This window comes from Enterococcus sp. DIV1421a, from assembly GCF_051711025.1.
GTDB lineage: Bacteria > Bacillota > Bacilli > Lactobacillales > Enterococcaceae > Enterococcus_B > Enterococcus_B hirae.
The window spans coordinates 2,709,489-2,731,406 of sequence record NZ_JBIOLU010000001.1; the positions used below are offsets into that span (position 1 = coordinate 2,709,489).

19 protein-coding genes and 1 other annotated feature are annotated in these 21,918 nt (G+C 36.6%); of the genes, 1 reads left to right on the top strand and 18 read right to left on the bottom strand.

From position 1 onward, the window contains the following. Window positions 1-9 precede the first annotated feature (9 nt). From lanM to yfmF, 8 genes are all read right to left on the bottom strand, one after another. A complete protein-coding gene (lanM, locus tag IGK21_RS12300; protein WP_034700046.1) occupies window positions 10-2,913 on the bottom strand; it encodes a type 2 lanthipeptide synthetase LanM in 2,904 nt (967 codons plus the stop codon). Window positions 2,914-3,386: 473 nt separating this feature from the next. Beyond that, complete coding sequence (gene rny, locus IGK21_RS12305; RefSeq protein ID WP_010720620.1) at window positions 3,387-4,943, bottom strand: ribonuclease Y; 1,557 nt, start codon at window positions 4,941-4,943, stop codon at window positions 3,387-3,389. 425 nt (window positions 4,944-5,368) lie between these two features. After that, complete coding sequence (gene recA, locus IGK21_RS12310; RefSeq protein ID WP_010720621.1) at window positions 5,369-6,409, bottom strand: recombinase RecA; 1,041 nt, start codon at window positions 6,407-6,409, stop codon at window positions 5,369-5,371. A 105-nt stretch (window positions 6,410-6,514) separates the two neighbouring features. After that, window positions 6,515-7,762, bottom strand: a complete 1,248-nt coding sequence (locus IGK21_RS12315) for a competence/damage-inducible protein A (protein ID WP_034700048.1) — start codon at window positions 7,760-7,762, stop codon at window positions 6,515-6,517. A gap of 321 nt (window positions 7,763-8,083) precedes the next feature. Next, complete coding sequence (gene pgsA, locus IGK21_RS12320; RefSeq protein WP_010720623.1) at window positions 8,084-8,662, bottom strand: CDP-diacylglycerol--glycerol-3-phosphate 3-phosphatidyltransferase; 579 nt, start codon at window positions 8,660-8,662, stop codon at window positions 8,084-8,086. 178 nt (window positions 8,663-8,840) lie between these two features. After that, window positions 8,841-9,731 carry a RodZ domain-containing protein gene (locus tag IGK21_RS12325; protein WP_010720624.1) on the bottom strand — a complete coding sequence of 297 codons (891 nt, stop codon included), beginning with the start codon at window positions 9,729-9,731 and terminating at the stop codon, window positions 8,841-8,843. Between the two features lie 230 nt (window positions 9,732-9,961). After that, the gene (gene yfmH, locus IGK21_RS12330) at window positions 9,962-11,251 is read right to left on the bottom strand and encodes an EF-P 5-aminopentanol modification-associated protein YfmH (protein WP_010720625.1); all 1,290 of its coding nucleotides are present in this window, start codon (window positions 11,249-11,251) and stop codon (window positions 9,962-9,964) included. Further along, window positions 11,244-12,512: an EF-P 5-aminopentanol modification-associated protein YfmF gene (gene yfmF / locus IGK21_RS12335; RefSeq protein ID WP_034700051.1), complete on the bottom strand. Its 1,269-nt coding sequence runs from the start codon at window positions 12,510-12,512 to the stop codon at window positions 11,244-11,246. Before yfmF ends, yfmH begins: the two co-directional genes overlap by 8 nt. Before the next feature lie 235 nt (window positions 12,513-12,747). Here yfmF and mscL point away from each other — a divergent pair, with 235 nt between their 5' ends. After that, window positions 12,748-13,212: a large conductance mechanosensitive channel protein MscL gene (mscL, locus tag IGK21_RS12340; protein WP_010720627.1), complete on the top strand. Its 465-nt coding sequence runs from the start codon at window positions 12,748-12,750 to the stop codon at window positions 13,210-13,212. Window positions 13,213-13,438: 226 nt separating this feature from the next. Here mscL and IGK21_RS12345 read toward each other — a convergent pair whose 3' ends face one another. The 10 genes from IGK21_RS12345 to IGK21_RS12390 form a co-directional block, all read right to left on the bottom strand. Continuing rightward, on the bottom strand, window positions 13,439-13,876 hold the full coding sequence (locus IGK21_RS12345) for a GNAT family N-acetyltransferase (protein WP_010720628.1): 438 nt from the start codon (window positions 13,874-13,876) through the stop codon (window positions 13,439-13,441). Between the two features lie 92 nt (window positions 13,877-13,968). Beyond that, window positions 13,969-14,214 carry a Veg family protein gene (locus IGK21_RS12350; protein ID WP_005875105.1) on the bottom strand — a complete coding sequence of 82 codons (246 nt, stop codon included), beginning with the start codon at window positions 14,212-14,214 and terminating at the stop codon, window positions 13,969-13,971. A gap of 113 nt (window positions 14,215-14,327) precedes the next feature. Continuing rightward, window positions 14,328-14,906, bottom strand: coding sequence for a sigma-70 family RNA polymerase sigma factor (locus IGK21_RS12355; RefSeq protein WP_034700053.1), 579 nt, complete (start codon window positions 14,904-14,906; stop codon window positions 14,328-14,330). Between the two features lie 77 nt (window positions 14,907-14,983). Next, window positions 14,984-15,514, bottom strand: coding sequence for an NYN domain-containing protein (locus IGK21_RS12360; protein WP_034700055.1), 531 nt, complete (start codon window positions 15,512-15,514; stop codon window positions 14,984-14,986). A gap of 4 nt (window positions 15,515-15,518) precedes the next feature. Then, window positions 15,519-16,406 (bottom strand): 23S rRNA (guanosine(2251)-2'-O)-methyltransferase RlmB, encoded by an 888-nt coding sequence (gene rlmB, locus IGK21_RS12365; RefSeq protein ID WP_010720632.1) that lies wholly within the window; start codon window positions 16,404-16,406, stop codon window positions 15,519-15,521. After that, the gene (locus IGK21_RS12370; protein WP_010720633.1) at window positions 16,399-16,794 is read right to left on the bottom strand and encodes a Mini-ribonuclease 3; all 396 of its coding nucleotides are present in this window, start codon (window positions 16,792-16,794) and stop codon (window positions 16,399-16,401) included. Before IGK21_RS12370 ends, rlmB begins: the two co-directional genes overlap by 8 nt. Further along, complete coding sequence (gene cysS / locus IGK21_RS12375) at window positions 16,791-18,203, bottom strand: cysteine--tRNA ligase (RefSeq protein WP_034700057.1); 1,413 nt, start codon at window positions 18,201-18,203, stop codon at window positions 16,791-16,793. The genes IGK21_RS12370 and cysS overlap by 4 nt, the downstream gene beginning before the upstream one ends. Continuing rightward, the gene (epsC, locus tag IGK21_RS12380) at window positions 18,200-18,736 is read right to left on the bottom strand and encodes a serine O-acetyltransferase EpsC (RefSeq protein WP_010720635.1); all 537 of its coding nucleotides are present in this window, start codon (window positions 18,734-18,736) and stop codon (window positions 18,200-18,202) included. Before epsC ends, cysS begins: the two co-directional genes overlap by 4 nt. A gap of 75 nt (window positions 18,737-18,811) precedes the next feature. Next, window positions 18,812-19,052, bottom strand: a binding site (T-box leader). Beyond that, window positions 19,049-20,509, bottom strand: a complete 1,461-nt coding sequence (gene gltX / locus IGK21_RS12385) for a glutamate--tRNA ligase (protein ID WP_010720636.1) — start codon at window positions 20,507-20,509, stop codon at window positions 19,049-19,051. It overlaps the preceding feature by 4 nt. Before the next feature lie 216 nt (window positions 20,510-20,725). Then, on the bottom strand, window positions 20,726-21,886 hold the full coding sequence (locus IGK21_RS12390) for a PIN/TRAM domain-containing protein (protein ID WP_010720637.1): 1,161 nt from the start codon (window positions 21,884-21,886) through the stop codon (window positions 20,726-20,728). Window positions 21,887-21,918: the final 32 nt, after the last annotated feature.

A 21,918-nucleotide genomic window follows, 5' to 3' on the forward strand; every position in this document is an offset into this window, starting at 1 on the left:
AGGATTTATCTATAAATCGAATAAAAGTATGTTTGGTATGTTAGGGTTCTCCAACGCTAACAATCCCAAAATCACCCCGGAAAGACCGGTCATCAAACCAACATCTAGAAACTCGTCTTCTAAACAACTTTCATTAATTGTTCGTTTGTCTAAGTATGCATTCCAATCATCGAGTAAGAACGCATATGACTTTATATTATGATGAATGAAGAAATGACGGTAAAGCCACATATTTCCTAAAAAGCCATGACATAAGCAACTATCTACACGTTCTTTGTTTAATTCTTCTTTTAATCGAGCAAAATATAATAGCTCCTCTGGGCTTTCTCCTTCCATAAGATATCGATGAGTAAGCATTCCTACAAGACCATTACAATAAAAAGTATTTTGCTCAATCCATTTTTCTCCTCTTGTATCAAACCACACACCGTTTTTACGATGTTGGTTTTCAAATAAGGTAACTGCGCCAATCGTTTCTTTTATTTTGGTTACCGAAAATAACTCTTCATAAATCGCTAAAGCATAAAGAATACCTGATGTTCCGTGAGAAAAACCTAAAATAAGTTTCTTTTCTACAGAGGATTCCCAATAACTTCCTTTTCCCTCTGATTCTATTAAATTATTTAATAAATTCTCCACACAAAGTCCAATTAATTTTTTTAATTCTTTATTAGGGCTCTTTTTATAAATATTACAAAAAAGTAGTAATAACCCCGCCGTACCACTCATAATATCCAGAATTTTGTCTTTTTTTATTTTTTGTCCCAGATATTGAAGGATATCTTGCTCAATTGCGATCAGTTTTGATGTTCGCAAGGATGGAGCAATCAAATTAAATAAATAGATATAACCACCTAATCCAGAAAAAACCCCTATATCATAATTTTTTTGATTAGATAAATCAAAATGATCAAGTAAATCATTCAATATTAATAGAAATCTGTTTTTGTAATCAAAATCATTTTTTGTTTTCCATAAATAATAGTAAGTGATTGCTACACCAATTTTCCCATTATACAAACTGTTATTCATTGGCTGCAGTTTTAAACGAATTTTAAAATCTTTGTCTTTTGTTAAATCTTCATAACCGGTATGAAGCCACGTCACCTGCTTATTGTGTACTATCCTTTTACTATGGATGTAAGATTCTAAAGTCTTGATCTCATCATTTTTTTCTCCAATTATAAAAAGATCTTCTAACGTAATATTTTTATCTCCAAAGCTTTTTTGCAAAATATTTAATTGGTAGTTTAAATCTTTCTCACTAAGAGAATGGATCTTTTTTTTCCATAGTGTTAAGAAATCTATACGACTGTTATTCGTAAATGTCATTTTTTTTGAAATGTTAAGTGTATTTGAGTTAAGTTTTGAAAAAACATAAGGGATATCCCCCTCTAGTATGTCCTCAATTTCATAGGTAAGAAATGGTGTAGAACCAAATCTTGCCATTTGAGAATAGACAAATAACAAGCGATCAAACGGTGCTGTCAAGAACCTAGGATGATAACTTAAAGTCGCTATTTTACTGTAAGTTGCTGTTGGTTTTATTAAATGTCGGATAGTAATATCATTTTTATAGCGCTCAACAATATCAATCAGCTCTGATTTTTTATCCAAAAATAGGTGAAATGTTTCTGTAAATCCTTGATAGATCTGTTGCTTATAGTCTAAAAAACGATAATTTTGTCCATGATACATCGGAACATTAGAATATGAATATTTAAATTCATCAGAATTTTCAGTGAATTTAATTTCTAAATCATCTTCTGAAACAATCAATTGTGGTACTGAAAAACGTTGGAATAAGTTTTCATGGCTTCCTAAAGCCGAAATATCATCTTTAAAAAATTCGTTGTACATAGGTACAATTCCAGAATTAAGAACAGAATTAGTCAAAATTTCATGTATCTTATCATTTACAGATAATGCTTCCATACGATCTAAATTGTTAAACAAGCATTCTAAATCAATGAGCATGGGTGAACCACCACTTGCAATTAGATTTTCAAGATGAATATCCGAAGCATTTAAATAGAAAAGAATTGCAATAATTGCCCCCATTTTATAATAGAAATCTTGAACTTCTTCTTCTGATTGACAAGGATCACTTACAATAAATTCTGACCAAGAATACGTTTTACGATTCAATAATTTTATTTGTGCTAGTTGTTTGTTAAAATTAATTTTATTAAATAAAGCAACGCATTCTCCAAATAATAAATCATTGTAATTACTTCGTGGTTTATAAATAATTTTATTCTTTTTACCTGTTATCACGAGTGGAAATTTTCCTGACAGATGCGGATCACCCGAAGAAAATTCAACTCCTATTTCTTGATCAAGTTGAATACCAAACAATTCGTTAATTTCCTTTGAATCATACTCTACATGTTGGATAACTTCAGAAATGTAACAGATTGTTTCTTTGATTTTTTTATCTATTAAATTGAATAAAACAGGAAATCTTTGAAACAAACCTGTGACGTATTTCTCATTAGATAAATAATTTCTAATATAACTTTTCACAGAGAGTTTTTGTAACTGTGACTTTAATAGATTAAAGTCATAAACAATCGTTCGCAAAAGAATCTCATGAATATCTTTGCAAAGGTTTTCATTAATGTTATTGCTAACATTTTTGTATTTTATTAGATTTGGGTACTTCATAAAATATTGCTCAGTTAGCTTTATTGTTACTTGTTGCGAGAATTTTTCAATTGAATCAACTTGTCTCCATTCTTTTAGTTCATTCAACATCTCTTCGTTCTGATCTTTTAGCAGTTTTTTTGAATGAACATACTGTTCCTTAAATTCATTAATATTCTGAAAATGAAAAAATTGTAAAAATTCCTCTTGCATATCTGAAGTCATAAATTCTGCTAAATTGTATTCCAACAACTCATAATTATCCATCTGCTTACCCCACCTCATCTATATTTAGATCATATAGAATCAATTACTTGTGTTTTCAAGAACAAAAACTATATCTTTCTACCCAATAAATCCTAGTAAAAAATTGTACATAAAATTGATTTCAAACTCATAGATCAATATATTACTAGTTTATACAACTTTTATTTCTCGTTAACAAAATGTACACTAATGCAACAAATTTTATTTCCTAACTATTCTTCATCCTAGTTTGATTTTCTAGTAGTCATTAAGAATAATTTTGATCTACTTTAATGATAGAATAATCGTCTCTAGTTAGATTATGCCTACTTCTTATTAAGAAGCTAATTTAGAACTCAAAGTTAACACACCATGTTTATAGCTGCTCAACCTCTTATCAAAATAATGTTAAAACGATCAAGCTTGATTAAATAGTGGTTTAAAAAAAAAAGACGCTACGATTATCCTAACTAATCGTAACGTTCTTTTATTTTTTACTTAGCGTAGTCTGTCGCACGCGTTTCACGAATAACGATGACTTTGATATGCCCTGGATAATCTAATTCTTCTTCAATTCGTTTACGGATATCTCGTACTAAACGAACTGCATCTAAATCAGAGATCTCTTCTGGTTTTACCATAACCCGAACTTCTCGTCCAGCTTGAACAGCAAAACTAGATTCTACTCCGGCAAAGCTATTTGAAATGTTTTCTAAGCTTCTTAAGCGACGGATATAATTTTCCAAGGATTCACTTCTAGCTCCTGGTCGTGCAGCGGATAAGGCATCTGCAGCAGCTACCAAGACAGAAATAACTGACGTTGCTTCAACATCTCCATGATGAGATGCAATCGCATTGATCACTACAGGATTTTCTTTGTATTTAGCAGCTAACTCTGCGCCGATCTCTACGTGAGAACCTTCGATTTCATGATCTAATGCTTTCCCGATATCATGAAGCAAACCAGCTCGTTTAGCTAATTGGATATCTTCGCCTAACTCAGCGGCTAGTATACCTGACAATTTAGCAACCTCTACTGAATGTTTCAAAACATTTTGTCCATAGCTAGTTCTAAAATGAAGACGACCCATGATTTTGATCAAATCTGGATGAAGGGTATGCGCACCAACTTCAAACGCCGCTTCTTCCCCATACTCACGGATTCGTTCATCCATTTCTTTACGCGATTTTTCGACCATTTCTTCGATTCGTGCAGGATGGATCCGTCCATCTTGGATCAGTTTTTCTAAAGTCATCCGAGCGATTTCTCTACGAATTGGATCAAAACCTGAAAGGACCACTGCTTCTGGTGTATCATCAATGATCAAGTCAATTCCAGTCAATGTTTCTAGTGTACGGATATTTCGTCCTTCTCGACCAATGATGCGTCCTTTCATTTCATCATTTGGTAAAGTTACTACAGATACAGTTGTTTCAGATACTTGGTCTGCCGCACAGCGCTGAATCGCTAACGATAAAAGATTTTTGGCTTTACGATCTGCTTCTTCTTTTGCACGTTGTTCCGATTCTTTGACCATTAACGTCAATTCATGATTCAATTCTTCTTCAGTTGATTTCATGATGACATCTTTTGCATCTTCTTTAGATAAACCAGCAATTTTTTCTAATTCTCTTTGTTGTTCTTCAATCAACTTTTCAACGTCTTTTTCTCGCTCTTCAATCAATTGCTGTTTTGAACTAAGTGCTTCTTCTTTGCTTTCAAGTGAGGTCTCACGTTTTTCCAATGAGTCATCCTTACGATTCAACGTTTGTTCACGCTGAATTAAACGATTTTCTTGAGATTTTAATTCTAACTTGCTTTCTCTCAACTCACTCTCCACTTCAGAACGATATTTCTGGTTTTCCTCCTTAGCTTCTAACAATGCTTCTTTTTTTAGAGTTTCTGCTTCTTTCTTTGCACTATCAATAATTCCAGCTGCTGATGATTGAGCACCTGCAATTTCTTTTTCATGACGTGACTTTGCAACCATAAACCCTAAACCAAGACCGACAATTAAACCGATGATAGCGAGGAGAATATTGAATACCATAAAATCCACCTCCATACTATCTTTTTCATTTTTATCATCTATATAACTTTTATGATAAAGTACTCTAAACTTGTTAATATGCTTTATGCATAGGTGTACAAAAACATGCACAAGTTTATTCTAATGTTTGTACCCCGTAGTGTCAACTTTAAATACATAAGAAACGGCTTTCTCGATTTTCATTTAAAGGTCATTTTATGAATAAAAGATAATATTAAATAATAACCAAAACATATTAAGAACAAATAATTTTGCATTAATGAAAATTAAGAACAAAAAATAAGCCGAAATTTTAAAAAATTTCGGCTTATTAGATTCAATCGACAACATATCAAAGGAAAACACTTTCTCTGAACGATGCGAGTTCTCTCGAGGCTCAAACATCCTTTGAATAGTTATTCGATTATTTCTATTCTTACTTCGTCTTATTCCTCTAAAGGAAGTTCTGCTTGCGTTTCTTCGGGTATTTCTACATCTTCACCGATCCCATAAGCCGCCCGGACTAAAGCAGAAACTTCTGCCATCATTTCAGGATGAGTGGACATGTAATTTTTTGCATTCTCACGACCTTGTCCAATACGATCTTCTTTGTAAGAATACCAAGCACCACTTTTATCAACGATATCTTTTTCAACCGCCATATCAAGCAATTCTCCTTCTTGAGAAATTCCTTGCCCATACATCACATCGACTTCAGCAATTTTGAATGGTGGCGCTACTTTATTTTTAACTACTTTGATCTTCGTACGGTTACCAACAATGTCTGTTCCTTGTTTCAATTGTTCCGCACGGCGCACTTCTAAACGAATCGTTGCATAGAATTTTAATGCACGTCCACCAGGTGTGATTTCAGGATTACCGAACATCACTCCAACTTTTTCACGAATTTGGTTAATGAAAATAGCAATCGTTTTGGTTTTATTGATCGACCCAGATAGTTTACGCAATGCTTGTGACATTAATCGAGCTTGTAACCCTACGTGAGAGTCACCCATTTCTCCATCGATTTCAGCACGTGGAACTAAAGCGGCAACCGAATCGACTACTACGATATCTACTGCACCACTTGATACAAGCGCATCAGCGATTTCTAGTCCTTGTTCCCCAGTATCTGGTTGTGAAAGAAGTAATTCGTCAATGTTTACCCCTAATTTTTGAGCATATTGTGGGTCTAAAGCGTGCTCAGCATCGATAAAAGCGGCTGTTCCGCCATTTTTTTGTACTTCAGCGATTGCATGTAAGGCAACGGTTGTCTTACCTGAACTTTCAGGACCATATACTTCAATGATACGTCCTCGTGGGTAACCACCAACACCTAAAGCAACATCTAATGCAAGAGAACCACTTGGGATAGTCGAAACTTGTTGGTCGATTTTTTCGCCAAGTTTCATGATCGAGCCTTTCCCATAGTTCTTTTCAATTTTTTTCAACGCAGCATCTAAGGCTGCTTTACGATCATCTGCCAATACGATAATCCTCCTTATATTCACAAATCAGTGCGACATTTCATTGTACTAATCATATCGTTTTTAATGACAAAAAGCAAGAAAAAACCGAACAAATATTCGCATTTATTTTTTTCTTAATAGTTGTCTTCTAATGAGATCAAATCCTTGCATTACTGCGCTATTCCTTATATGAGAACGGTCTCTGGTAAATTGGTATTTCTGCGAAATGACCTCCCCTTCACTTGTTGCAACCGCGATCCAAACTGTTCCAGCTGGCTGTCCTTCTAAGGTATCTGGTCCAGCCACTCCAGTAAACGAAATCGCATAATCTGTTTTTGCTAAATTACGTGCTTGGATAGCCATTTGTTCTGCACATTCTTGGCTGACGGTTCCATGCTGCTTCAATAGTGCATCATCGATGTGTAAAAATTCTGCTTTAGTTTCTAAAGAATAGGTAATGAAGCCTCCTGGGAAGACTTGAGAAACACCAGAGATCTCTCCCAAAGCTGATTGAAAGGCTCCAGCAGTCAAACTTTCTGCTGCAGTAATTGTTTGGTTTCTTTCCTTTAATAATTCTACGACCACTTTAGGCAATGAATTATCATCACCATATCCATAGAAGTACTCACCTACTCTCGCCAATACTTTTTCTTCCAAAGCAAGTAAAGCTTGGTTTCCTGCATGTTTGTCTTTGGTCTTCACAGTTAATCGTAAAGTGACTTCGTTAGTTTTTGCGTAAGGGGCAATCGTTGGGTTGATCTGTGTTTCAATCAAGTCTTTTAATTCTGTGACTAGTTGGGATTCCCCGATACCGTAAAAACGTAAAACTTTTGAGATCAGCATTTCTTCAGATGGAAAGTTTTGCTCCAATAATGGGCGAGCTTGTTCAATGAACATTGGCTTTAATTCGCTCGGTGGTCCAGGTAACAAGAGATAGACATGGTCCGCTGTTTGATAGAACGTACCTAATGCTAAGCCTGTGCGATTAGGTAAAGCAATCCCCCCATCGATGATTTGTGATTGTTGTAAATTATTTTCAGTCATTTTACGCTTGGTCGTTTCAAAAAATGCTAACAATTTTTTATAGCCTTCGGTGTTTTGGATCAATTCTTTCCCTAGATGTTTCGCAGTAACTTCTTTCGTCAGGTCGTCTTCTGTCGGTCCCAACCCTCCACATAAAATGATCAAGTCACTTCTAGTTTCTGCTAATTGGAGTAATGATTCTAAACGGTCGGGATTATCACCAACCACCGTTTGATAATACACATCAATCCCGAGGTCTGCTAACTGTTCGGATAAAAACGTGGCATTCGTGTTGACTACTTGTCCTAGTAAAAGCTCTGTCCCTACTGCTATGATTTCTGATTTCATTTTTTCGCTTCCTTCATTACAACAGACGAATTCTCGTTGGCCTGTTTTGGTCTCTTCTCAATCTCTTTTTATCTACTAATAGTATACGCCATTTGCTAAACGTTTCATTTATCATTTGCTCATTTTCTGATAAAGAGTTTCATCATTTTCATTTTCATCTTCATCATAAGATAGCTAGGCATCTAGCTAGTTTAGAAAAATGGCGATCAAATAAATGATTGAAACGTGAATCAGCATAAATAAATTCGTCTTATCCCAAAATATAAAATGTTATTTTGGGGTAAGACGAATTATCGAAATGGTACATCTTTGTAAGGAATCTTACATCGAACCTTTGAACACACCACTATTTTTCATAAAATAATCAACACCTGAATAAATCGTGAAGATCAAACAAGCATACAACATGATTTGATCCATCGGTAAATTGATCAGATTAAATGGAATATTATTGATGAATAATAAAATAATAGCCACCATTTGCGTAGCCGTTTTTACTTTTCCTGGCCACGCTGCTGCCATGACTTCCCCATCTTCGACTAACAATAGTCGCAGACCGGTAACAGCTAGTTCTCGACAAACGATAATCGCAACTACCCATCCTGGTGCCTTACCTTGCCCCACCAACATGATAAAAGCGGTCATCACTAACATTTTATCTGCTAATGGATCAGCAAACTTTCCAAAATTGGTAACTAATCCTCTGGCACGAGCAATTTTTCCATCGAGCCAATCGGTAATACTTGCTAAAGCAAAAATAATCGCTCCTACTAATTGTGTTACAGCAAGTGATGTTGTTCCTACGGTTACTTGTCCCCAATCTAAGGGTAATCCGACAACTAAAATAAAAATCGGGATCATACAAATTCTAAGTACAGTTAATTTATTTGGTAAATTCACACTATCGACTCCTTTCTTCCCTATTCTACGTGACTCGTTCTAAACTTTCCACCGATAATGATCAGTTTTTATCAGCAGTCGTGAAAAAAGATAAGCACCTAAGATGAATCTGCCTTCCCAGGTACTTATCTTGTTTTCTTTTTTCACATCATTCTACTTATAAGCGATTTTAAGCGATTTACTCTGCATACTGTAGTGTCAATGTGACATTTTTAGGATTTTGATTATTCGCTCCTGGATTAACAGGGATTTCTTCCCCGTTTATCTTAACCGTTGCATTACTTGCAGCTCCTAATCGAATCGTTGCATTGGTTGCCGTTTCCGGTAATTGCGTGCTTTGTGTTTCATTTGCTGCTAATGTCCCTTGATAAACATAGGCATTATCCACTAATACACCGATCCAAATTCGGTTAGTCGCTGCAAATTCAAGTGTAACAGGTTTTTTCGCATCCGTAACATTCACTGCGATCGTACTACCTGTGTCTTCACCAGCCGTAATCGCCATCTTTTTCTCTTCTTGTGTTGTTGAAGTGGTTGTCGTACTTGTTGAAGAAGAGGATTCACGCTCTTTCTTAGTGCTAGATGTCGTTTGTGTAATTGCACCGTCAACCGAAACTGAAGTTGCCGTTGTATCAATAATCGGGTCAGATTTTCGATCCTGCCAAGTCATATAACCCACAACAGTAATAATTGCTAAAGCGACTAAACCAAGTAAAATAACCGGTAGACTTGTCCAAAACTTACTTGGATTGGCTTCTTCCTGATGCATCGCTTTTCTCGAACCACTCACTGTTTCTGGTTCAGGACGTGCGACAACTTCTCCAGCTGATAATTTGCTTTTCCCATCAAATACATCAACTAAATGATCGCCATCTTCACCGACAGCTTCTGCATATTGACGAATAAATGCCCGAACATAAAATTTTCCAGGTAGTTGATCAAAATCATCATTATCGATTGCTTCTAGATAACGTTTTTGAATTTTCGTAATCTGCTGTAATTCATCTAAAGATATTTTCTTATTTAGGCGAGCTTGCCTTAATGTTTCTCCGATGGTTTCAAAAGCCACTCGTTCATCTTCTCCAGTCTTTTTATTCTAACCAGCAATTGTATAAACGCTAGTCGTCTAATTGTTCCTTTTCGTTAAGAATGTAACACGCCATACACCAACGCCCATTTTTTATTCTTTATCTTCTTAAGAATACCATAAACGAAGTTATCTTAGGGTAACATTGAATGCACTCTATAACGAAATTTAAGAGTTTAACTACTTTCCCATTCGTCATCTCTACTTCTATATCAGACATTTGGCTGCATATAAAACTCACTGAACGCTTCTTCTTTGATAAAAGAACGACCTACTTTTAATACATCTGCTAATTGAATGGATTCAATAATTTCTGGTAAATCAAATAATGTTTGATCCCCAAATAGGCTTTGCGTGAATTGGTTTGCAATGTATTCCAGTGAATTTAATGTTTGGAAATATTGTCCTAACATCTTTTTCTTCAACAATGTTAGATTTTCTTCAGACAGTTCTTGATCCTCTTCAAAATGCAGAAGAATTTCTTTCACTTTTTCAGCTGCTTTTTCTGGCTGATCCGTGTCTCCGCTAAAGTCAGCAAAATGAAATTCTCGATCTAAACTAAATTCAAAACCGAAGCTGTCATCAATTAAACCATCATTGTACATTTTCAAATAATTTTGAGAAGTATTCCCTAATAACAATTGGAATAAAAGATTGAGAGCGGTCTTGTATCTCAATAATTCCTTCCCTTCTGCTGGTAAAACATCTAGCCCTTTGATTCCCAAGACAAACTTATCTCTAGTGATTGCTGAGCGCATTGAGCTTTTCGCAATAATATCACCATTATTGTCAGGGAAATAACGTTTGATTTTTTGAGCTGGTGGAAAATCCTTAGCATTTTGATTGGTTCGAATCAATTCCATCAACTTTTCCGGCTCTAATTTTCCTACTACGAACAAGACCATATTACTTGGCTGATAAAATGTCCGATAGCAGGTGTATAAATCATCAGCAGTGATTGCTTCAATACTTTCAACTGTGCCAGCTATATCGATATGCAAAGGATGTTCAGGGTATAAATTATTCAAAATGCCAAAAAACATCCGCCAATTTGGATCATCTTCATACATTTGTATTTCTTGTCCAATGATCCCTTTTTCTTTATTAACAGTTTCTTCCGTAAAATAAGGTGCTTGGACAAAATCAAGTAAAGTCGTCAAATTTTTTTCAACTTGATCTGTCGTTGAAAATAAATAACTTGTTTTGGTAAAACTGGTAAACGCGTTAGCTGAGGCCCCTTGTTGTCCAAATAATTGAAAGACATCGCCATCCTCTTTTTCAAACAATTTATGTTCCAAGAAATGGGCAATACCATCTGGAACTTTTATCTTTTTATCTGAACCATATGGAATAAATTCATTATCGATCGAACCGTAATTTGTACTAAATAAACCATATGTCTTATGGTAATCATTTTTAGGTAATAAATAAACAGTCAAACCATTTGGTAATACTTCATGGTACAGTGTTTCGTTGATTTGATCATATTCTGTTTTATTCATTTGTTGTACCTCCGTCTAAAAAGAAAATTGCCTGCAACTCGATTTGTCGAGCTATTTTTTGGATGTCTTCGACCGTTACTTTTTCCATCCGTTTTAACCATTCGTCAGCTGTTAATTTCGTTTCTGGCAACCAATTCTCTAAATAGGCAGTCTCGACAGCTACTTGCGGGGCATCTAATGATAATAGATATTGGTTTCGTAACATAGCCTTAGTTTGTGTCAATTCAAGTTCTGTGACTTCCCCATTTCGTAGACTTTCTAATTGTTCATGGATCAGATGCAATACTTGGTTACGTTTACGTCCATCAATTCCTGTTTGTACACTTAGGAACCCACGAAAAGTATCAATGCTGCTGGAAGCATAGTAAGCTAGGCTCTCTTTTTCACGAACATTCATAAATAATTTAGAGTGTGGGAAACCGCCAAATAATCCATTGAAGACCATCAATGAAAAACGATCCGGTTGGTCATAATAGACATTGGTTTGATAAGCCAAATTTAATTTCGCCTGAGTCACTGGTTCTTCGATCTGTCGCTCTTTGATGATATTTTCTTGCGGTTGGCTATAAAAAATTTCCGGGTGTAATCTTTCTCGCTCTGGAAATGCCCATTCACTAAAAGCTGCTTGGACTTCTGCAGGAGAGACATCTCCCACTACGAAGATATCGATCTGATCTTCTGTGATCATCTGATGATAATAGTCAGCTAACACTTCAGCTGTGAGTTCATCTAGATCTTCGATTGTTCCAAAACTTGGTATTTTCTGCGCCTCCGACAGATCAAAATACAACTCTTGAAGCGCCAGTGAAGCCATCGTTTGCTTGTCTTCATTTAAGCTCTCTAAATAAAGTTTCAAATTGTTTTTTTCTAAAGCAAAAGTGGCTGGATCAAATTTTTTCCCCGTAATGTTTGGATAAAAGAGAACTTCTTTCAAAAAAGCAACAGCTTGGTTTAAAATGCTGGTATCGTTGATATACTTGCCATTGACAAAGTTGATGCTAGCATCCAACCAGTGAAGATTGCCTTTTTTTCTCACGGACGTTCCAAAACTAGCACCATAAAGATCCGCCAATTTTGCACTTAACTGAGTCTGGTCAGGATAATTTAAACTGTTCGTTTCTAACAAGCTACTTAAAAGGGAACGTTTCGTGATGACTTCTTTTTTTAAACGCGTAGTAAAGCGAACAAAGATACGAACCGTTTTATATTGTTTTGTTTGCAAGACGTGGAGGTTTACACCTTCTGCCAGTTGATATGTCATAGTACATGCTCCTTTATTAGCAGTTCGTTCTCCGACATGGTTGATTTTATCTTGGAGGATAAAAGAATATGTGGCTACTATTTTTTACTGCTTTAATTCTCTCTTGCATCACTTAAGAGTCACCTTCTAGTATAGCATATAAGTACTTGAACGACAGACCTTAGCCATAAATGCATGTCGTTTTTATATTTTTTTATTCTTCGTTATACTAAGGATAAGTGAAAGGAGGAGAAAAATGATTAAAGAATTTAAAGAGTTTATTATGCGTGGCGACGTATTAGATTTAGCCGTTGGGGTTGTTATCGGGAGTGCATTTACTAGCATTGTCAATCAGATCGTTCAAGGTTTGATCACACCTCTTGTAGGCTGGGTTGTAGCGATGATTACTGGCACGTCTGATTTGGAAGGCGCCCTTTCTATCTTGGACTGGTCACCTACTAAAGGAGTTACGTTTGCTTTCGGCAATGTTATTAGTGCAATCATAACATTTATTATTACAGGGTTTGTCTTATTCTTAGTTGTGAAAGCAGCCAACCACGCTAAAAGATTACGTCCTGAAAAAGAAACAGAAGAAGCACCTGCCAAACCAACTGCTGAAGATTATTTGAGCGACATTCGTGATCTACTTGCACAACAAACAGCAGAAAACAACGGACGACCAACTACACAAGCAACCGTTGATCAGACAACTGAAAAATAAAGAAAACTAAATGATACAAAAAGGGACTGGGACAAAAGTTGTCTCAGTCTCTTCTAGTATCTCTAAAAACGAATAAACGGTGAGACAAAAGTAGCATCTTCGGAAATAAGCCGAAATTTACCAAAAATTTGAGAAGCAATTTTCGGAAATTCCTTCTTATTTCTTGATGCTGAACACTTTTGTCTCAACCTCTTTTTGTATTGCGCTACCTATCGTCATGATCACTTTAGCTCGATTTTTTCATATCGATATGGGGAATGTCATCTTCTAAATAAACATCTGAAATGGCCTCGAATCCAAATGACTCATAAAAAGATTGAAGATAGACTTGCGCCCCAATGACGATCGGTCGTTGCGGGTAATTGGCTTCAATTACTTCCATCGTACGTTGCACGATCTTACGTCCCAACCCTTCTTTACGATGTTCACTATTGACCAACACTCGACCAAAATGAATGGTTCCATCTTCTTCAAAAATACGTGTATAAGCAGAAATTTTCCCTGCTTCATCTTTGAAATACGTATGCCAAGCTTGGCTATCAATTTCATCCACTTCTTGGTAGGGACAATTTTGTTCTACGACAAAAACAGCAATGCGTTCTTTGACAATCTCATAAAATTCTTGAGTGGTCAAATCCGCAAATTTTTTTACATAATGTTCCATTTGAAAGTGCCTCCAATTCTCTTTTTTTCAGCATACCTATTTCCAAACAAAAAAGCAAACGAACCTTATAAAAAACTAGGCTCGCTTGCTTTTTAAACTGCTTCAGTTAAAAATTCAATCTCGACTGTTCGAGTAAGTACATCTGAATAGCTATACGATACTCGTTCAAAAGAATTTTCTTCAGGATCCAAATCAACAACGAATACTGAAGGATAGGTTTCTGTTAAAACGCCTCGGCGTTCTGTTTGACGCTTTCTTCCTGTCTGAGCAACCAGCATGATTGGGCTGCCGATACGACCTTCTAAATCTTTTTTGATTGTAGCTAAAGTTGTTGGCATACAGTTCACCTCATTACCCAATATACCACACTTTCTAAAAATTTTCAAGTTTACCATATAAAAAAAAGAAATGCAATAAAAACAAATAAGAAAAACATTAATAATTTTATAAATTATTCCTCATGATAATTTTTGAGATGTTGTTTTATTTTAAATTTCACACGGCTATACGCACTCTTGACTTGTTTGACATCCATTGAAAGTTCCTCTGCCATCCTCTTGAAATCGGTTCCTTGCATATAATAATAAAATATTTTTGCTTCCTTTTTTGAAAATTTGATTTCACAATCTTCAATGGCTTCATTTAACAGTAATCGTTGCATCGCAAGTGGTTCTTGAGTAGTGATTTCTGCTAAAAAGTCCGGACCTTCTGTTTCAACCTTCTGATCAATCGATAATTCATCTTTTTGGTCTCTGCGTTTCAAGGCATTTTGTTTTCTTAATAATGAATAAATTTGATTACTGATAATGCTTTTATAATAGCTGCCAAAGCTAACGCCTTTGTTATTTTCATAAGTCTTTAAAGCTTGGTATAAGGCGATCCTTGCTTCTTGTTCCCAATCTTCATACACATAATTTCTTAGGTAGTACATATTTTTTAAACGTAACAAAAGTGGAAAATATTTTTGATATAGGATAGCGAATGCTTCTTCATCACCGTCACGTGCGGCGCGCAATAACTCCTCAGACATAAAATAATTCCTCCATCTCTTTCGATTATGGAGGAATCTTACCATCAATCATCCGATTGACTAATCATATAACTGTGTTATCTATCTTTTCGCATTAAATCGTCTAACTTTTGGGACAATTTTTCTAATTGTTCTTTACTCCAAGGCGAATTACGACGAAAATTATCAAATTGCATATTTATATTATCTTGTGCAATGTTTTTCTCTGTTTTCTGGATCGTTTTATATAATTCATAGGCAGAAGTCCGCAAAGCCCCTTGTGAAAAGATCATCCATTGCTCGGCTAAGTCACTCGTGGCAACAGTTACTTGCGTTAAACGATCATTCAATTGGCCAGCAATACGTTCAATATAACTATCTGCCGTTTCATCTTCTTTTGTAAAGACGACTTCTAATTGGTATTTCTTGTAGTTTTGCTGAATACCTGGAACCAATTGTGCATCAAAAACAACTATCACTTCAATTCCTTCGTATTTGGCATAATTTGACAAACGATGCAACAAAGCTTCTCTAGCATCCGCCATCTTTTCTTGTTTTTTCAACAAAACGAGTTCTGGCCAAGAACCGATCATGTTATAACCATCAACAATTAGGAGCTGCTTTTTCATCTGATCACTCTCCTTGACGTTGAGAAAAAGCTTGATACATCAACAATCCAGCAGCAACACTCGCATTCAAACTTTGAACGTGACCGACCATTGGAATGGTCAAAAGTTCGTCCATTTCTTTTTTCAATCCAGGACTCATTCCTCGTCCTTCGTTACCAATCACTAAAGCAATAGCGCCTTTTGCATTCCATTTTTGGAAATTTGTACCATCCATATCTGTCCCAAAAACCCAAAAACCGGCTTCTTTTAGTTGTTGGACTGCTTGAACAAGATTGGTCACTCGTGCTACAGGTACATGTTCGACTGCTCCAGTAGAGGTTTTTGTAACGATTGGCGTAATGCCTACCGCCCGATGCTTAGGAATGATTACGCCATCTACCCCACTTGCATCCGCTGTTCGTAGGATCGAACCAAAATTGTGAGGATCTTCAATACTATCTAAAATGACAAAGAAAGGTGTTTCTGTTTTTTCTTTGGTTTGCTGAAGAAGCTGGTCTAAAGATAAATATTCATACGGGGTAATCGCTAAAACTACTCCTTGATGTACACCATGATCACTTAAGGTATCTAATTTTTGTTTTGGAACCCATTTAACTGGTACAGCTTGATCTCTAGCAATGTTCTTTAACTCTTCGGTTTTTTCTCCCCGTGAGTCCTCTTGTAAAAATAACTTATTCCCTCTACCTTGTTGTAAGGCTTCTACTGCTGCATGATGACCAAAGACAAAATTATCTTCGATTGCTTCCTCTTTTTTCTCCCCAACTACAGGTTCATAGGAAGTGTCATAATGGTTTCGCTTTTTTTGCGATTTTTTCTGTGATGAAGCGTTCATTGGCTGTTTCGTTGCTTTTTTACGTTTGTTATAATGACGTTCCTTTTGTTCTCTACCCATTTTTTTCACCGACTTTCTGGATACACCATTCAATTAATTCTTCTAACCGTTCTGTTTGTTTCGTCAAATGCAGATACCCCATCAAAGCTTCAAAACCTGTGGCAATTCGATAAGTTGTGACATCTGCATTTTTTGCACTTGTATGACTTTTGGCATTTCTACCACGACGATAAAAAGTTTCTTCTTCTGGTGTCATCAATTTTTCTTCTAGCATCTCTTTAATCAGATAAGCTTGTGCTTTTGCTGAAACATAATTCGTGGCTGCTTTATGAAGTTTATTCGGTTTAGTCGCCCCTTGTTCGATCAAATAGTCACGGATATAGATCTCATAGATGGCATCCCCTACATAAGCTAAAGCTAGTCCGTTTAATTGTGTATAGTCTTTCATGCTTCTCTTCTCCAACGAGTTCCTTGCGGTGTGTCATCAAGCAAGATCCCTTTTTCTTTTAATTGGTCACGGATTTCGTCACTACGGGCAAAATCACGATTTTTTCTTGCTTGCGTACGTTCTTCGATCAACTGCTCGATCTCTTCATCAAGTAATTCCTCAGATGTAAATAAAATACCAAAAATAGCCAACCATTGGGTAAATAATGCTTCCCCTTTTGCTAGAACATCCGCTGAAACAGTTGTTTTCTCCAAATATGTGTTTAACCATTTTGCCAATTCATAAACGACGGTAATTCCATTCGCAGCATTAAAATCGTCGTCCATTTCTTCAATAAAACGTTGTTCGATTTGTTCAAGCTCAGCTAAATACTTTGTGTCATCCGCCAGAGATTTTTCTGCTGTTGCTAGGCGGAATTTAAGATTATCAAATGTATTTCTTAAGCGTTGCAAGTTTGTCGCTGCTTCCTTCATCGTTGCCTCACTATAACGAATCGGTCGGCGATATTGAGTTGTTGCCATGAAGAAGCGTAACACTTGTGGATCTACCGTTTGGATCATTTCATGGACAGTAATAAAGTTACCTAATGATTTACTCATTTTCTGATCATCATCGCCAATCGTGACGTAACCATTGTGCATCCAATAATTGGCAAATTTCTTTCCCGTTTTTGCTTCGCTTTGGGCAATCTCATTTTCATGATGTGGAAACTCTAAATCTTGCCCACCACCATGGATATCAATTGTTTCCCCTAAATGTTTCGTTGCCATAACGGAACATTCGATGTGCCATCCTGGACGTCCGGGTCCCCATGGAGAATCCCAAGAGATCTCATTAGGTTTTGCTTTTTTCCATAGTGCAAAATCAAGCGGATCTTCTTTCTGACTTTGTTCTGCTCCCGTCCGTTGACTCGCGCCCACTTCTAACTCATCAATCGATTGATCACTAAGTTGTCCATAGGTTGAAAATTTTCTTGTACGGTAGTAGACATCGCCATTTGATTCATATCCATAACCTTTTTCGATCAATACTTGGATGAAAGAAATAATATCTGACATATGATCCATCACACGAGGATGCGCTGTAGCTGGCTCCACATTCAACGCCTTGGTATCTTCTTCAAATGCTTGGATAAAACGGTTGGCTACTTCTGGCGCCGTGATCCCTAATTCATTAGCAGCACGAATGATTTTATCATCTACATCAGTGAAATTGGAAACATAATCGACTTGATATCCCCGATATTCAAAGTAGCGTCGAATCGTGTCAAAAGCAATCGTGCTGCGGGCATTTCCAATATGAATATAGTTATAAACAGTCGGACCACACACGTACATACCGACTTTTCCTGCTTGAATCGGTACAAATTCCTCTTTTTGTCTAGTCAATGTATTGTAAATTTTTATCATTCTGATCTCCTCACTTTTTCTCCATTAATCCGTACTACTTTTGCAGGAACCCCCACGGCTGTAGCATAATCTGGAATGTCTTTTAAAACGACTGCACCGGCACCAATCTTCGTATGTTTCCCAATCGTGACCGGTCCTAATATTTGAGCATTGGCAGAAAGCATTGCCCCTTGTTTCACTGTGGGATGCCTTTTGCCCGTTTCTTTACCTGTACCACCTAACGTAACTCCATGAAAAAGAACTACATCATCAGCGACCTCTGCGGTTTCTCCAATCACGATCCCCATCCCATGATCGATAAAAACACCTTGTCCGATCTGGGCTCCAGGATGTATCTCGATTCCTGTTATAAATCGCCAAAATTGTGCATTGATTTTTGCCAGCAAGTAAAGTTTATGCTGATATAAGTAATGTGACACCCGATGCCAAAATAAGGCATGAAACCCTGGATATGTCAAAACGATTTCTAATGTTGAACGAGCAGCCGGGTCATTTTTTTTAGCTGCCTCTACCGCTCGGGCAAACCACCCCATCGTCATCGCTCCTTCCTCTCAATAATTTATGTAGTTCTCTGACAAATAAAGAAGCGCCTTTAACAAGTTTCCTTATTAAAAGACGCTAATTGGCGTGGTTCCACTTTTATTTATAATCAGATATGATTACCTCTAGCTGTTAACGTAAGCTTATACGTTCTCGACTACCTGAAATTCGTCACAAAGAGATGTGTCTATTTCACTCGCCGAAACCACTCCCAGAGGCATTTCAGTAAACATCGATCAGTGACTTCCACCGCCCGTCACCTCTCTTGAGATCAATGATTACTTACTTCTTTCTGTTCATCGTGTTTAGTTGATGACTTGATTTAAATGTGCTAATGATTTTTCACGACCAAGCAATTCGATCGTATCTGGTAATTCTGGTCCGTGCATTTGTCCTGAAACAGCTACTCGGATTGGCATGAAAAGATTTTTACCTTTAACGCCAGTTTCTTTTTGGACAGCTTTGATTGCTGCTTTTACGGTTGGGGCATCCACGACTTCCATTTGTTCTAGTTGTGCTTTAAACGCATTAAGAACAAGTGGAACAGTTTCGCCTGCTAATACTTCTTTAGCCGCATCGTTCAATACAGGATGTTCATTGAAGAATAAGGAAGAAGCTTCTACGATTTCAGCTGCGTAACTCATTTGTGGTTGATACAGACTAACGATTCTTTTGACCCATTCGATCGTTTTTTCATCAGGATTTTCTTGTACTCGACCGTCAGCGATCAAGTAAGGCAAGCACATGTCTGTTAACTTATCTAAATCCATTTCTTTCATGTAATGGTTATTCACCCATTGTAATTTCTTCGCATCGAAGGCTGCAGGTGATTTACTCAAACGATTTGGATCAAACATGTTGATCAATTCTTCTTGGTTGAAAATTTCGTCTTCGCCTACTGGTGACCAACCTAATAATGCAATAAAGTTGAACATTGCTTCTGGTAAGTAACCTAATTCACGATACTGTTCGATAAATTGTAAAATCGATTCATCACGTTTACTTAGTTTTTTCCCAGTTTCTGTATTGATGATCAATGTCATGTGACCGAATGTTGGTGGTGTCCAACCAAAAGCTTCATAGATCATCAATTGTTTAGGTGTATTTGCAATATGGTCATCCCCACGTAAGACATGAGTAATCTTCATCATATGATCATCTACAGCTACAGCAAAGTTATATGTTGGCATACCATCACGTTTTTGAATGACATAGTCGCCACCGATATTATCTGATTCAAAGGTGATATCCCCTTTGACCATATCTTTGAACGCATATTCCGTATTACGTGGTACACGGAATCGGATCACTGGTTCAATCCCTTGCGCTTCTTTTTCTGCTTGTTCTTCTGGTGTTAGATTTGCACAAGTACCCGCATAATGAGGCATTTCTCCACGTGCACGTTGTTCTTCACGAGTTGCTTCTAACTCTTCTTCTGTACAGTAACATTTGTATGCCCGATTACTTGCAAGAAGTTGATCAATCAAAGGCTGATAAATTTCTTTTCTTTCAGATTGACGATAAGGACCATATTCTCCAGGATTTTCAGGAGATTCATCCCAATCGATACCTAACCAAGCCAAATTTTCCAATTGGCTCTTTTCACCATCTTCAATGTTTCGTTTTTGGTCTGTGTCCTCAATACGAATAATAAAGTCTCCATCGTTGTGGCGAGCAAATAGATAATTGAACAATGCTGTTCGAGCATTCCCAATATGTAAGTGCCCAGTTGGACTTGGTGCATAGCGTACGCGTACTTTCGTCATTTTCTTCCTCTTCTTTCAAACTAGACTTTAAAATATGAGACAAAACACGAAAAACATGTTCTGTTTTACATCCTCATATTTCTTAAAGGCTTTTTCATTAAAATGAAAGCCACTCAGCACAAATTTTACCTTTAATATGGGAAATAGTAAAGCCAACTGGTTGAATTTCCTTACCAGTTGGCTACTTTTTATACTCATATTCCGATTTTTCTTTCGTTAAGCATGTTTACTTTTTTCAGTTTCTTTTTTATTGTCTTTATTATCGATCCCACGACCTGCATGGGCTGGTTTTGCAAAAATCATCCGCCCGGCAGCTGTTTGTAAGGCACTTGTAACAACCACTTCGATATGTTCGTTCATATAATGCTGTCCATCTTCCACGACCACCATGGTGCCATCATCGAGATAAGCAACCCCTTGTTGACGTTCTGTTCCTGCTTTTACGACTAAAACATTCATGTTTTCACCTGGAATAACTACCGGTTTTACTGCATTCGCTAAAGCATTGATATTCAACACTGGTACATTTTGAAACTCTGAGACTTTATTTAAGTTATAATCATTTGTCACGATGACACCATCTAAAAGTTTCGCTAATTTGATCAATTTGCTGTCCACTTCAGTGATATCTTCAAAATCACCGTCATACATTTCAACAGAGATTCCTTCTTCTTTTTGCAAAGCATTGAGGATATCCAGCCCGCGGCGTCCGCGAACACGTTTTAGGCTATCGCCAGAATCAGCAATATACTGTAATTCATAAAGCACAAAATTCGGAATCATCAGTGTGCCTTCTAAAAAACCAGTTTTGGTGATGTCATAGATTCGTCCGTCAATGATCACGCTAGTATCTAAGATCTTGTATTTATGAAAGTTCTCGCCTAATTTCCGTTCCAGTATTTGGCTCTCCACTTGACTAGGTGTTTCTTGTTCCACTTTCTTGTTTCTTGAACCAAAGATTTTTTTCCATTCATCGATTCGAGTGGTTCCCATCCTGAATCCTAAATAGCCTAAAATAACCATTAATAAGATGGGAAGAACACTATTTACAAACGGAATTTTCAAATTATATAGTGGCGTTGAAATAATTACACCTAAAGTTAGCCCGATAATCCCACCAATTGCACCAAACAATAGGTAAGTTAAACTAACCTCACTTAATTTTTCCTCAATTTGCTTGATAACAGCTGAGATATGTTTTGCCAATAGCAAAGACAATAAAAAGAAAATAAGTGCACCTAACAGGCTATTGGTAAATGTATTATTCAGCCATCCATTTGTTTGCTGACCAATTGTCTGCCAAGCCATTGGTAAAAAAGAAATACCTAAGCTGGCACCGACAATAATCATCAGCAAGGTGATGACACGTTTTTGCATACTCTTTCCTCCATTTCTTTAATTTTACTATT

Coding starts and splice junctions, on each gene's coding strand:
- lanM (WP_034700046.1), bottom strand. CDS start 2,913: ATGGATAATTATGAGTTGTTGGAATACAATTTAGCAGAATTTATGACT.
- rny (WP_010720620.1), bottom strand. CDS start 4,943: ATGGTATTCAATATTCTCCTCGCTATCATCGGTTTAATTGTCGGTCTT.
- IGK21_RS12315 (WP_034700048.1), bottom strand. CDS start 7,762: ATGAAATCAGAAATCATAGCAGTAGGGACAGAGCTTTTACTAGGACAA.
- yfmH (WP_010720625.1), bottom strand. CDS start 11,251: ATGAATAAAACAGAATATGATCAAATCAACGAAACACTGTACCATGAA.
- yfmF (WP_034700051.1), bottom strand. CDS start 12,512: ATGACATATCAACTGGCAGAAGGTGTAAACCTCCACGTCTTGCAAACA.
- mscL (WP_010720627.1), top strand. CDS start 12,748: ATGATTAAAGAATTTAAAGAGTTTATTATGCGTGGCGACGTATTAGAT.
- IGK21_RS12345 (WP_010720628.1), bottom strand. CDS start 13,876: ATGGAACATTATGTAAAAAAATTTGCGGATTTGACCACTCAAGAATTT.
- IGK21_RS12350 (WP_005875105.1), bottom strand. CDS start 14,214: ATGCCAACAACTTTAGCTACAATCAAAAAAGATTTAGAAGGTCGTATC.
- IGK21_RS12355 (WP_034700053.1), bottom strand. CDS start 14,906: ATGTCTGAGGAGTTATTGCGCGCCGCACGTGACGGTGATGAAGAAGCA.
- IGK21_RS12360 (WP_034700055.1), bottom strand. CDS start 15,514: ATGAAAAAGCAGCTCCTAATTGTTGATGGTTATAACATGATCGGTTCT.
- rlmB (WP_010720632.1), bottom strand. CDS start 16,406: ATGGGTAGAGAACAAAAGGAACGTCATTATAACAAACGTAAAAAAGCA.
- IGK21_RS12370 (WP_010720633.1), bottom strand. CDS start 16,794: ATGAAAGACTATACACAATTAAACGGACTAGCTTTAGCTTATGTAGGG.
- cysS (WP_034700057.1), bottom strand. CDS start 18,203: ATGATAAAAATTTACAATACATTGACTAGACAAAAAGAGGAATTTGTA.
- epsC (WP_010720635.1), bottom strand. CDS start 18,736: ATGGGGTGGTTTGCCCGAGCGGTAGAGGCAGCTAAAAAAAATGACCCG.
- gltX (WP_010720636.1), bottom strand. CDS start 20,509: ATGACGAAAGTACGCGTACGCTATGCACCAAGTCCAACTGGGCACTTA.
- IGK21_RS12390 (WP_010720637.1), bottom strand. CDS start 21,886: ATGCAAAAACGTGTCATCACCTTGCTGATGATTATTGTCGGTGCCAGC.